11 protein-coding genes, 5 tRNA genes and 1 rRNA gene are annotated in these 12,361 nt (G+C 66.4%); 14 read left to right on the top strand and 3 right to left on the bottom strand.

Annotated elements, in window-relative coordinates; all coding sequences use genetic code 11:
- Window positions 1-52 precede the first annotated feature (52 nt).
- Window positions 53-583, bottom strand: coding sequence for a hypothetical protein (locus tag ABIA35_RS33655; RefSeq protein WP_370336426.1), 531 nt, complete (start codon window positions 581-583; stop codon window positions 53-55).
- Between the two features lie 396 nt (window positions 584-979).
- On the opposite strand from ABIA35_RS33655, the gene ABIA35_RS33650 reads away from it, so the two are divergent.
- The 5 genes from ABIA35_RS33650 to ABIA35_RS33630 all read left to right on the top strand — a co-directional run bounded on the left by ABIA35_RS33650 (window position 980) and on the right by ABIA35_RS33630 (window position 7,054).
- Window positions 980-1,120 carry a hypothetical protein gene (locus tag ABIA35_RS33650; RefSeq protein WP_370336428.1) on the top strand — a complete coding sequence of 47 codons (141 nt, stop codon included), beginning with the start codon at window positions 980-982 and terminating at the stop codon, window positions 1,118-1,120.
- A gap of 438 nt (window positions 1,121-1,558) precedes the next feature.
- Entirely contained in the window at window positions 1,559-1,753 is a 195-nt protein-coding gene (locus ABIA35_RS33645; protein WP_370360653.1) for a hypothetical protein, read from the top strand.
- A 273-nt stretch (window positions 1,754-2,026) separates the two neighbouring features.
- Entirely contained in the window at window positions 2,027-5,095 is a 3,069-nt protein-coding gene (locus tag ABIA35_RS33640) for a DUF4434 domain-containing protein (protein ID WP_370360652.1), read from the top strand.
- A 64-nt stretch (window positions 5,096-5,159) separates the two neighbouring features.
- A complete protein-coding gene (locus ABIA35_RS33635; protein WP_370360651.1) occupies window positions 5,160-5,717 on the top strand; it encodes a hypothetical protein in 558 nt (185 codons plus the stop codon).
- Window positions 5,718-6,238: 521 nt separating this feature from the next.
- Window positions 6,239-7,054 (top strand): TRM11 family methyltransferase, encoded by an 816-nt coding sequence (locus ABIA35_RS33630; RefSeq protein WP_370360650.1) that lies wholly within the window; start codon window positions 6,239-6,241, stop codon window positions 7,052-7,054.
- Between the two features lie 168 nt (window positions 7,055-7,222).
- On the opposite strand, the gene ABIA35_RS33625 is transcribed toward ABIA35_RS33630, so the two are convergent.
- Window positions 7,223-7,295, bottom strand: a tRNA-Lys gene (locus ABIA35_RS33625).
- 195 nt (window positions 7,296-7,490) lie between these two features.
- On the opposite strand from ABIA35_RS33625, the gene ABIA35_RS33620 reads away from it, so the two are divergent.
- The 9 genes from ABIA35_RS33620 to ABIA35_RS33580 all read left to right on the top strand — a co-directional run bounded on the left by ABIA35_RS33620 (window position 7,491) and on the right by ABIA35_RS33580 (window position 12,214).
- Window positions 7,491-7,563 (top strand) — tRNA-Glu (locus tag ABIA35_RS33620).
- Window positions 7,564-7,681: 118 nt separating this feature from the next.
- Window positions 7,682-7,756, top strand: a tRNA-Asp gene (locus ABIA35_RS33615).
- A gap of 126 nt (window positions 7,757-7,882) precedes the next feature.
- On the top strand, window positions 7,883-8,284 hold the full coding sequence (locus ABIA35_RS33610) for a YccF domain-containing protein (protein WP_370360649.1): 402 nt from the start codon (window positions 7,883-7,885) through the stop codon (window positions 8,282-8,284).
- Between the two features lie 124 nt (window positions 8,285-8,408).
- Window positions 8,409-8,482 (top strand) — tRNA-Phe (locus ABIA35_RS33605).
- 121 nt (window positions 8,483-8,603) lie between these two features.
- A complete protein-coding gene (locus ABIA35_RS33600) occupies window positions 8,604-9,074 on the top strand; it encodes a molybdenum cofactor biosynthesis protein B (protein WP_370336440.1) in 471 nt (156 codons plus the stop codon).
- Between the two features lie 38 nt (window positions 9,075-9,112).
- Entirely contained in the window at window positions 9,113-9,802 is a 690-nt protein-coding gene (locus ABIA35_RS33595; protein WP_370360730.1) for a GNAT family N-acetyltransferase, read from the top strand.
- Window positions 9,803-9,952: 150 nt separating this feature from the next.
- Window positions 9,953-10,795 (top strand): hypothetical protein, encoded by an 843-nt coding sequence (locus ABIA35_RS33590; RefSeq protein ID WP_370336442.1) that lies wholly within the window; start codon window positions 9,953-9,955, stop codon window positions 10,793-10,795.
- Between the two features lie 58 nt (window positions 10,796-10,853).
- A tRNA-Ala gene (locus ABIA35_RS33585) sits at window positions 10,854-10,927 on the top strand.
- Between the two features lie 126 nt (window positions 10,928-11,053).
- A complete protein-coding gene (locus tag ABIA35_RS33580; protein ID WP_370360648.1) occupies window positions 11,054-12,214 on the top strand; it encodes a serine hydrolase domain-containing protein in 1,161 nt (386 codons plus the stop codon).
- 59 nt (window positions 12,215-12,273) lie between these two features.
- Here ABIA35_RS33580 and rrf read toward each other — a convergent pair.
- Window positions 12,274-12,361, bottom strand: a 5S ribosomal RNA gene (gene rrf, locus ABIA35_RS33575); the annotation flags it as partial.

Genomic DNA, 12,361 nt, shown 5'->3' with positions numbered 1-12,361 from the left:
AAGCTCGACCAGGCTCACGGACGCCTGAGCGGGTTGGTTCGCGTCCGCCGTCTCAGGACCGGGCAAAACTCGGAGACTCGTTGCGCCAAAGATCGTCACCACTGAACGGGTTGCTGTCCAGCCTCCCCTGTAAGGTTCGCACCAGCAGTTCCACGACGCCGATCTCGTACCGCACCCACGTCGGGCCCGACTGCGGATTGTGCCGGCGGATGACCACCGGCCAGTCGTCCGGCTCGCCGACCGGGCTCCAGCAGGCAGTGTCGTTGTTGAGATCAAAGCCCCACACGATCAGGCCAGCGGGCTCCAGGTAGGCGGGGTCGATCTCGCCCGGCTCGTCAAACTGCAGGAATTGCTCGGCGGACATCGGTGCGACGCCTGGGGCGGCTCCGATCTCGGATGCCGGGAGCGGAGCCAGGATGCTGAGATAGCCTGCGATCGCCCCGGGCCCGTAAACCTCGCTGAGCCACATGTAGTCGGCGGGCAACGGATTCCCGTAGCCACGCACGATTTCCTCCGGGCTCGGGAGAGCCCACTTCTCGCTCGGCGGTTCAAGAAGCCGCAGCAGTTCTTCCCTCGACGACATGGCCACCCTCCTCTGCTCGAACGCTGATCACCAACCGACCCGCGTCACCTACCGATATTGACCCAGGCGTTGTTCGCCCGGCTCCATAGCTCGTTCTGGATTGTGTCGCTGATATTGATGGGGCTATTGGTGCAGTTCGCGACACACACCGCCGACATCTTGACGGCCTAAGGCATCACATTTCCGCCATCGTATTCGGGATAGACAACATAGGCGACCGTTTGACCCCTGGTACTCACTGCGGCCTTGATCTGGCTCTCGTAAGTCAACATATTCGGGTTCAGAACCTTGATTCCGGCGATCGAGAAGGCGTTGGTCGCCCGGCTGCACGTCAAGAACTTCGATCGCTCGCCATCCGCGAGCCCGCCGCCGCTACGGAAGCGACAGAATAGACATATGAACGCCGACTCATCGGGGATCCGGACGCCACTGATCTGCTTGCTTACCGAGCTCGTGCAGGGGCGTGTCCGCGTCCGCCGCGCCGTCGGCCTTGGCTCCGCCGCGATCCTTGCCGACAGCACCGCCCTCGAGATCTAACCGCGTGCACGCTGGACGTACGGCAGGGGCTTCTCCGGCTCAGAATGGCGCTCGCGCCGTCGCAAACCGAAACCCCCACCGCGTCTGCGACGTGAAGGCTCACCGATCCGGGGTGGGCGCGCCGTCAGGTACTCACCCGCAAACCGGAAGATCAGCCATACCCCCTTTGAGCTGCGAAGGTAAGCGCCAGCTAAGACAGTAGACGCTCCGGAAATGCTCCATACCCTGCTGCTTCAGCCCGTTCTTGCCGAGCTGGCTAGGGCGAAGCGGCCCTCGGACATGGGCCGGCGCGGGTTGACCGCGCTTTTCTGGTCAACTATCCGACCCGTAGGGCACCCTCCGGCTGGATGGACGAGTGGCTCGACTTCGCCATGCTCACCACGCCCCATCCCCGGACCCCGGCCAGCACGGTCGGCCAGCCAGCAACGGAGTCCCGTCATGCCCGTTGAACAGGACGGACACTGGATCAGAGCCGCCGGCACCCCCGCCTTCGCGCAGGACGGCCCCCCGGCCGCGGGGCTTGCACTCGCGTGCGCCCTGCACGCCCTCAACGAGAACTCCAAGGCCGTCGAGCAGTGCCCCGCCGCCGTGGTGCTGACCGTCTCCGGCCCGGCGCAAGCCGCGCCAGGCTAGGTCGTGCCACTCGCACCGCCGAGAATGCGCGCTGCGGCCGCTCACGGAGTGTGGTCCAGAGGCACACGAGATCGCTACACGCTGTCACCTAAAGTGATTCAGTAGTGACCGGATCGATCAACTGTGCTAATTTTGCGAGTCGTGTATATCAGAGCACACATACACTCAGCCACCCGTACACGTCTCCTGATCACCCTTCTGCTGGCGTTGGGCCTGGTCTCAACAGCCAACATCCCGGCCTCCGCGAGCACAGGTGGACAGAACGTGCGATCCGTGCGCACGTTCGAAGCACCCCTCACCGTAGACCGCGACTCGACGCTTCATCGCTTGATGGCAGGAGCGGATCCGACGAGTCTCGGGCTGCACGCCCCGGCCAAGGTGGACACCAGCAAGTTCCACCAGGCGGATGTCGATCGGATTACCAGGCAGCACACAGCCGTCGTCAGCGCCGACTCGATGAGCAAGGCCGGGACGGCGCAACCGAACGCAGTCCCAAACCCGCCACCGTTGAGCGTGGCCGACTGCAAAGCGGCGGTCCAGGCCTCAGGCAACGACTTCTACGTCGCTTCGCGCTACGACATCTGCCAGTCGGACAACTTGTTCTTCCAGTTCCTGCAGAACGGCCAGGTGATCGGGGGCCTCGTCTACAGCAGGACGATCATCGGCACCTCGGCCGGCATGCCGACAGAGCCGGAGCGCCAACTCTTCTTCACCGTCACCCTGGACAGCCTCTCTCCGATCGGCACTGTCGACTCGGACATGCTGTTCACCCCGTCATGGTCGGTGACGAACGTCTACGGACCCGCGCCCACAAGGTCGGGCTCGGACAGCGCCTGGATGCTGTCCGATCTCATCGCGAACGGCACCACATCGAACACATGGACCTACAACACCACCGCCGGCAGCGGGCAAGGATCCGATGACGTGTACTCCGACCTAGCAGAGTTCACTCTCGGCTTCGTCCCAGGGCCAGGTTGGTCATGTGTGCAGTGTGACCCCGTCTCGACCGTACCGATGGCGATGCGCTGGGACAACGCCAGTTACGCCAGCTACGTAGCCTCGCCGTTCGGAGGAGCGATCTTCCCATACCTGGTAGCGCTGCAGTACGACACCAACGGCAATGAGGGCGCAGTTGCCAAACACATATACACAGCCTGCGGAAACCCAGCTGCCACCTTCCCGACCAACCCGGCTAAGGCGGTTCCGGGCTGCGACGCCGACCACCCCCTTCATCGACTGAACACCACCACCCTCCTTCAGCGCTACAAAGACAATCGCAATTTCGCAAGAGCCACCTGCCGCGCACAGTGGGGTGCCCAGTACAGCCAGGGAAACACTCTGGACTGCGACGAGTATCCCTTCGCTCTCACCTACGAAGGCGCTGCACAAAATAAGTACGAACCGGCCACGCCGGCCAATAACTACTCGGCGATGCCGCTCAACAAGAGCCAGAACGATTCGGCGGGCAACGCGCTGATCAACTTCCTTCGCTGGCAGCGGGTTCTGACCACGCAGACTGACGACGGCTTCTACGTGACGATCACCGGTGTGGCCGGTCCTCCTCCGCCGCCGCCCGCCGTCGATCCGCTCACCGTGGGACGGATCAACGGCTCGCTCGTGCGGGCCTCCCACATCGATGCTCTAACGGACAGCCAGCTGGCGGCCGAGATGTCGAACATGGCGAATCTGCACATGAACACCGTGGTCCTCGAGTCCAGCGTCGACATCGACGATCTCCAGGCCGGCGGGGTCCCGACTGCCGCCTATCCGAACGCCCTGCAATATCACCGGTCCACCCAGACCGACGTCGTCGGCCGACTACTTTCCGCGGCACACGCCGCTGGAATCCACGTACTGATCGGGCTGGCCGCCGACGACAGGTGGCTACAGAACGTCAACGACGCGTCGGCGACACGGACCGACGCGGACGCGTCCCGCGAGACGGCTGACGACCTGTGGACGCTCTACGGCTCGCACGCCTCATTCGGTGGCTGGTACCTGCCGCTCACCGTGGACAACATCCATTTCGCCTCTGCTACGGCCCAGACGAACCTGGTGAACTACTACGACACCATCACCGAAGAACTGCGGGCAATCACCGGCGACCTCACCGTCGCGACCGCCGCGAACTTCGATGCCGTCGACACGTCGCTCCCCGGCTGGCAAGACAGCACCGCCTATGCCGCAACATGGCAGAGCATCCTGCCCCAAGCGGATCTGGATATCGTCGACCTGCAGGACGGCGTCGGCGACCAGCACGCCGGCGCGGCCACCATGGGCACCTGGTTCACAGCGATGGGGGACGCGTTCAGCGCTGCGGGCGGAAACACAGAGCTGTACTCCGGCTCGCAGACATACGTCGCCGACGCCTCTGGGCGCACGACGCCGGCGGGTGTGAAGACGATAGTGGCCGACATCAACGCCACGAAAACCGCGGCATACACGGACTGGTCCGCGTCTTACCTCGACTACCTGTCCCCGGACTCCGGCTATAACGCGGACAACGGCTCCTTCACCCAGGCGTACGCCGACTGGGCCGCCACGGGCACTGGCGACGGCGGCGATGGAGACGCGCCACCAACCACGCCGACCGGCGTGACCGCAACCGCCATCGATGCCCAGAACATCAAGGTGACGTGGTCAGCCTCGACCGATCCCAAACTGCCCGTCGCCGGCTACAAGATCATCCGCAATGGCAATCCGATCGCCACACTCATCGGTACAACAACTACTTACACCGATTCGCAGCTGATCGGCTCCACCGCATACACCTACAAGATTCAGGCATTCGACGGTGCTGGAAACACTTCTGCATCAAGCAGCAACGCGACCGCCACGACATCGGCCACTCCGACCGCAGCGACAAACTACGCCCGATGCGGTGCGGCAGCAGGCGCACCCGGGTGCTCCTACACCAGCGACTACAAGGCTGACGTCGCAGGTTACCCAGACGACTTCGACACGAAGCTGACAGACGGCGTCATGGGCACTGCGGCACTGGGTACCGCTTGGCAGGGACGAGATCTCGGGAACTACTCCTTCACTGTCGACCTGGGCACGACCAAGAGCATCACGCAGATCAAGAGCGACTGGCTGCAACTGCGGCAAGACGCGGTCTGGGACTCGGCGTACCTGCCCGCCTACCTGGACTTCTCCACCTCCACCGACGGCACCAACTGGACGGACGTCGGGCTGGTCCCGGAGCCGATGACCAGCGCGACCGCTCAGACCAAAACCTACAAACTACTGAACCTGAACACCGTCGGGCGCTATGTCAAGGTCACCGTGACCGCGCGACCGGGATGGACCATGACCGACGAACTGCAGGTATACGGGAACTGAAATAGTAGCCTGGTGTGGGCCCGCTTACGGGCCCACACCGCAAATCCCGCCGGAGCAGCCTCACATGGCCCAGCCAGTTCGCACGGTGACCGATGAGGTCGTCGTCTCCTACCACCGCTTCAACCTCGAAGACGCCGACCGCAACAACGTCGAGGAACCGCCGTCACATGACTGGCTCCCTCAAGACAATCTGACAGTGCGCCAAGGCATCGTCTACATGGTGAGCCCGGGACACACCTTCTCCGCCCTGGTCACCATGCAGGCCTGGTCCGAAGAGCCGCCCATGCAACCAGAGGGCCTGTGGGAGACCACAGCTGACCTTGATATGGTTTGCCGCTCAGGAATCGTCACCACGGTCAACGGAACGAGAGACCACCGCACCGCACCGCTCCTTCTCAGCGACGGGCCGATGGTGTACCACCTCCGCGTCAACTCCCGCGGGCACGAGCGCATGCGTGAGCTGGAAGGCGGCGGTGGCATCCCGGAAGAGGGCGAAGAAGACCGCCCAGGGGAGGAATACCTCTTCCAGTTTTGGCCCGCGCGGCCCATCCCGGACGAGCTCGCACCACCATCCCACCCGAAGCGGTCGCCCCGAGTCCCGGACGCGTTGCGACAGCAGTGAACAGTGGATAGACCCATCCCCGACATCCCGTGCCAGTGGCCGATCGGCAACTTCTGCGTCGCCTTGACCTTGCCGGTGTCGGCGTCGCGGAACTGCAGGGTTGTGGCCACTGCTCCGTCGACCCGGTTGGCGTCGAACGCTGGATCCCACCACATTGGGCCCGATCTGGACGACGAACCCAGAGGCAGCACCGGCCAACAGTACGCCGTCGCCGTCAGCGGAACCCGCGTCGTCATCAGGTGCCAACCAGGTCACCGCATCGCATCGGACCATACCGGCTTGGTCAACCAGCCCGCCGGAAGGTTCACCGGCTCGGCTGCTGTCACCGGCCGCTCCTCCATTCAGCCTCGTTTCAAACGTTGCCTGCGATAGAGCCGTCGACAAGAGAACCGCACTGTAGCCCCGCACGAGGGTCACGCGACTTGCCGTGACCCGAAACGCCCGTTTTCCCGGCCCATGTGGTTGACCCGCATCGCAACCGGCCGAACGCGATGCACCGCTCAACCGTGTGGGAGACCGCTTTGACGATCCAACCCGCCCTCCCGTTCCCCGAGCTCGATCCCCTCACCGCCGATCTACCGCTGTCGGTGTGGACCACCGGCCAGCAGGACTCCAGGACGCAGCGCCGCGGACGCTACCTCCCGGCCTCCATGGCTCACCCCGGCAAGATGCTGCCGGCCATCGCCCGGCATGCCATCGAGCACTACACCAGCCCTGACGACCTGGTCATCGATCCGATGTGCGGGATCGGCACCACGTTGGTGGAGGCGATCCACACGGGTCGCGACGCGATCGGCGTGGAATACGAGCAGCGCTGGGCGGACCTGGCCTTGGACAACATCGGCCATGCCGCCGACCGGGGCGCGACCGGCGGGGCGACGGCTATCTGCGGCGACGCCCGGCACATCGATGAGCTCGTCTCCGCCGACGTTCACGGCCAAGCCGCGCTCGTTCTGACATCCCCGCCGTACGGGAGCTCGGTGCATGGGCAGGTCCGCTCCACCCGCGACACCGGGCGGCCGAACGTGGAGAAGTTCGACCACCACTACAGCCGCGACCCTGCCAACCTCGCCCATCGCAGCCTCGAGGACCTGATGGCCGGCTTCACCGAAATCCTGACCGGCTGCCGCAAGCTGCTCAAGCCCGGCGGGTTCCTGGCGGTCACCGCCCGTCCCATTCGGCGGGGCGGGGCGTTGGTCGACATCCCCACGATGGCTCAAATGCGTCGACGGCCAAGAGGACCTCGCCCGCAAGCGCATCGAACAGGCCCTGGACTGGACGGAGGACACCGAAGAGAAGGACATCAACGAGAAGCCCTCGACCCCGAACGGCCCTGAACGTGGGCGCGCATAGGGCGCGATCTTCGATAAATCATGATCAAAGTCGCGCCCGAGTACGACACGGCACTCGAACCAGGATCGCACTAGAAATGGCGCCGACATGCCGCGCAAGCCCCTGACCAGGGGGAGGAGGTTCCCCGAGCGGGGAACCAGAACACTCGTTCGTAGGGCGCGTGGGACTCGAACCCACAACCCACGGGTTAAAAGCCCGCTACTCTGCCAGTTGAGCTAGCGCCCCACACACGCCCCGGCGTGTGTCGCGTACCAGGGTAGCGGGTCGGTCGTCGTTAGCAGAACCGGTTACGGATTCGCCCCGGGGCGCGCCCGCCGGACGGGCGTACGCCCGGGGCCGCTAATCATTTTGGCACCGGGCTGATCGTGCTCTATGCTTCAACTCGTCCCCGACGGACGGATGGACGTTGAGGGCAGACCAGCCCCCATCGTCTAGAGGCCTAGGACGCCGCCCTTTCAAGGCGGTAACACGGGTTCGAATCCCGTTGGGGGTACGCGACACCAGCGAGGCAGAAACGCGGTTATGAACCGCGGCGGTAATCCGATATGCTCTACCGGGCGGTCGGGGAACCGGCCGAACAGGTGAAGCAAGGCAGTACAAGTACATACCAAGGTCCCGTGGAGCAGCTAGGAGTGCTCGCCACCCTGTCAAGGTGGAGGCCGCGGGTTCAAATCCCGTCGGGACCGCACACGAAGAGCCGCCGCAAGGCGGCTCTTCTGCGTTGCCGGGCCTGGCCGGCCCCCTGGCGGAACGCGGTGATCGGCTCAGGCGTTCACAGTTCGAACCGTCAGCGCGAGGGGAAACGGGGAGACATGCGCTTCATCCTGAACATCATCTGGCTGGTGCTCTGCGGCTTCTGGATGGCCGTGGGCTACGTGGTGGCAGGCCTCATCTGCTGTGTGCTGATCATCACCATCCCCTGGGGCCTGGCCTCCTTCCGCATAGCGAACTACGCCCTGTGGCCCTTCGGCCGGACGATCGTCGCCAAGCCCACCGCCGGCGCCATGTCCTTCATCGGGAACATCATCTGGTTCCTGGTCGCCGGCCTGTGGCTGGCCATCGGCCACGCGGTCACCGGCGTTCTGCTGTGCCTGACCATCATCGGCATCCCGCTGGGCATCGCGAACTTCAAGCTGATCCCGGTCTCCCTGGCCCCGCTCGGCAAGGAGATCGTGACCAGCCGCGAGGCGGACTTCCGGTACGGATACCGCTGAGCGCGTCAGCGGATCGGCGCCGATCGCGCGGGATCACACGGGTTCGCTCAACCCGGTGGGAGACACCCCCCGCGATCCGGTATGCTGTTCGAGGTGTCCGGGAGACCGGGCGCTTTCGCAGTAAGGCCAGGTAGCTCAGTTGGTACGAGCGTCCGACTGAAAATCGGAAGGTCGGCGGTTCGACCCCGCCCCTGGCCACCTCGAAGAAGGACTGCAGAACCCCGTCGGGTGACCGGCGGGGTTCTTTCGTTTCCAGTTCACCCGGAGAGGAAAGTGAGTACCGTTGGCGGGCGACACCGAGCCGGACAGGGGGAACGCGATGCGGCGTGCGATGGTCGTGACGGTGTCCAACCGGGCGGCTAAGGGGGTGTACGCCGACACCACGGGGCCGATCATCGTGGAGCGGCTGACCGAGCTCGGATTCGCCGCCGCGGGGCCCGAGGTGGTGCCCGACGGAGCCCCGGTGGAGGCCGCGCTGCGGCGCATGCTCTCGCTCGGCTACGACGCCATCATCACCACCGGCGGGACCGGGATCTCGCCGACGGATCAGACCCCGGAGATGACGCGGCGGGTGCTCGACTACGAGGTGCCGGGCATCGCTGAGGCGATCCGGGCCGAGGGGCTGCCGAAGGTTCCCACCGCCGCCCTGTCACGGGCGACCGCCGGCGTCGCGGGGCACACGCTCATCGTCAACCTTCCCGGCTCCGCCGGCGGAGTCCGGGACGGCATGGCCGTGCTCGGCCGGATCCTCGGGCACGCGCTCGACCAGCTGCGCGGGGGCGACCACTGAACCGGCCCGCCGGCTGGGGCGCGGCCTGGCCGGCCGTGCTGAGCGACGGACCCGTGCGGCTGCGGCCGCTGGCCTTGTCCGACGCGCCGGCCTGGCGGGAGCTGAAGGAGCGGAACCGGTCCTGGCTGACGCGCTGGGAGGCCACCGTGCCGCCCGGCGACACCGGCGGGCGGATCACCTTCCGGCAGATGGTGCGGCGGCTGCGCGCCGAGGCGCTGGCCGGGCGGATGCTGCCGTTCGCGATCGACTACGCCGATCCCCTGGACCCGGCCGACGCCCTGGACGACGCGCTCGCCGAGGCCGAGCACGCCGGGCGCCGCCCGCGCCGGCCCGCCAAGCACGCCGCGCACCGGCTCGTCGGGCAGCTCACCGTCTCCAGCATCACCTGGGGCTCGCTGCGCTCGGCCAACATCGGCTACTGGGTCGACGAGACCGTCGCGGGCCGGGGCATCACGCCGACGGCGGTCGCGCTGGCCGTCGACCACTGCTTCCGGGCCGGCGGGATGCACCGGATCGAGGTCTGCATCCGGCCGGAGAACGCGGCGAGCCTGCGGGTGGTGCACAAGCTCGGGTTCCGCCCCGAAGGGCTGCGCCGTGCGTACCTGCACATCGACGGCGACTGGCGCGACCACGAGGCGTTCGCGCTGACCGCCGAGGAGGTGCCCGACGGGCTGCTGTCCCGCTGGCACGTCACTCTTTCGAGGAGTGGCTCTACTCCGGCGGGGTGACAAATGGTGTGGAGCATGCTTGATGGGGGAACAGCGGACACCTTAGACTGATCAACTGGCCCCTTCTGTCACAACAGTCTCGTCACAACCTCAACGACACGCCGACAGAATGCGCCTTGATGATCGTCGCCCCCTCTACTGTGCTGTGTTGTGAGCAGCAGCGGCCTCATCTATGCGGGAATCGTCGGCGCCTGGGCGGTGTACCTCGTCCCAGTGTGGCTGCGTAGGGAAGAGCAGCTGAACGAGGCCCGTGAGAAGGCCCGATACGCCGCCGCGATCCGCACCCTGGGCCGCAGCGAACGCTTCGAGAAGAAGGTGCTCGCCGAGGAGTCGCTGGCCGCCACCGGAACCGACGGGGCCCCCGGCCCGCGCGCCGGCGATCCGCGCACCGCGGGAAAGGCCGCGGGGAAGACCACAGCGAAGGCTCCGGAGAAGGCCCCGCCGCGCAAGACCGCGGTCCTGCCGACGCCGGCCTCGGTCGAGAGCCTCAAGCAGAAGCCCGCGCTCAAGGCCAAGGCCTCGCCGTCCCCGGCCGCCCAGCCCCGCAAGCGCGTCACCGCTCGCCTGCCGCACCACCACCCGGTCGCCAAGCCGTCCCCGGCCGCCACGGCCGCCCGGCGCCGCGGCGTGCTGCTGATGCGCCGCCGCCGCGTGGTCGCCGGACTGTTCGCGCTGGCGACCCTGGGCGCCGTCGTGAGCACGATCCTGGGCCTGGACTACATCTGGGCCATGCTCGCCCCGGCGGCGCTGTTCTCCGGCTATGTCGTCTACATCCGCCGCGACGAGGTGCAGCGCACCCGCGAGCGCTACCGCCGCCGCGAGGCCGCGGTGGCCGCCGAACGGCGCCGCGAACGGCAGCGCCAGCCGGAGCAGCGTACAACCGCGCCGGCAGCACCCGCGGCCCCGGTCGAAGCCGGTGTGCGCGAGCCCGAGTCCACGGTGTGGCGTCCCGCACAGTCCTCCCCCGAGTACCGGCGCGCAGCCAACGGCTAGCGCCGGGAAACGGGTTTCAGAACGAGTCGGCCCATGTGATAGATTTCTGACTCGTTGAGGGCCTGTGGCGCAGCCTGGTAGCGCACCTCGTTCGCATCGAGGGGGTCAGGAGTTCAAATCTCCTCAGGTCCACACTCAACGTATTGGGGCTTCCAGAGAAATCTGGGAGCCCCAATACTTTTTTGCCGTGCTACTCCATATGACTGCACGACGGGACCACTGCGTTTGTCACGCGGACGGTCCGGCTAGATCCGCTCCATGTTCGGTCATCTCCGTCATCTCCGTGCCGCGGCGGCCTGCGCGGTCGTCGCCGGCGTACTGGCCGTCTCGGCCACGACGGCAGCCGGCTCCACGCGGCCGCCGACGCCCCCTTCCGGCTTCCAGCAACAGTTGGAGGCGCTCGTGCACGAGCCGGGCGGGCCGCCCGGCGTCATCGTGACGTTCGCGCGTCAGGGCGCCTCGAACGTCTACCGCGCCGGGGTCGCGGACCTCGCCACAGGACGGCCGCCGAAGCCGCGGGACTCCATGCGGATCGCCAGTGTCGCCAAGGCCTTCAGCGGGGCCGTGGCGCTCTCACTGGCGGCCCGGGGAACACTCGGACTCGACGACACCATCGCGCGCTGGCTGCCCTCCCTGCCGGCTTCCTGGGGCCGCGTGACACTCCGGCAACTGTTGCAGCACACCAGCGGACTCCCGGACTACTCACAGGCCCCCGCGTTCGGCGCGGAACTCCAAGCGGATCCGCACCACGTGTTCGCACCGGACGACCTGTTGGCGTTCGTGGCCTCGGAGCCGCTGTTGTTCGTCCCGGGCACGCGGTATCAGTACTCCAACTCCGACAACATCGCTGTCGCGCTCATGGCCCAGGCGGCGACCGGACGCAGCTACGAGCAGCTGCTGAGCGGCCTGGTGTTCCGACGCATCGGGCTGCGCAAGACAAGCCTTCCCATCGGCTATGAGATGCCGATCCCATACATCCACGGCTACGGGGAACGTGATGGCCGGCTCACCGACGTGAGCACCGAGTTCACCGCCTCCGCCTCCTGGGCGTCCGGAGGAATCGTCTCGACCCCGCAGGATCTGAACGCCTTCATCGCGGCCTACGGTGGCCCCCGGTTCCTGCCGCAAAACGTGCGCCAGGCACAGCTGGCGTTCATCGACGGCAGCTCCGAACCCGCCGGCCCCGGGCAGAACTCGGCCGGCCTCGCCATCTTCCGCTACGTGACCCGGTGCGGCACCGTCTACGGCCACACCGGCAACACCTCGGGGTACACACAGTTCACCGCGGCCTCCCCGGACGGCACGCGTTCTTTGACGTTCTCAGTCAACGCACAGATCACCGAGAAAACGGATCCGGCGGTGTTCGCCACGATGCGGGCCGTCGAAGAGAACGCGGTCTGCGAGCTGCTTCGTCGGTAGAAGCCCGGAAACGACTCAGGCCCCGAACCAAAGGTTCGGGGCCTGAGTCTACAAATTTAGTCCGGCCGCGTCCTACTCTCCCACCAGGTCCCCCTGGCAGTACCATCGGCGCTGGCGGGCTTAGCTTCCGGGTTCGGAATGGGACCG

Source organism: Catenulispora sp. MAP12-49, assembly GCF_041262705.1.
GTDB lineage: Bacteria > Actinomycetota > Actinomycetes > Streptomycetales > Catenulisporaceae > Catenulispora.
Note: the sequence above shows the minus strand (reverse complement) of the source record. Positions and strands in the feature narration are given on the sequence as shown.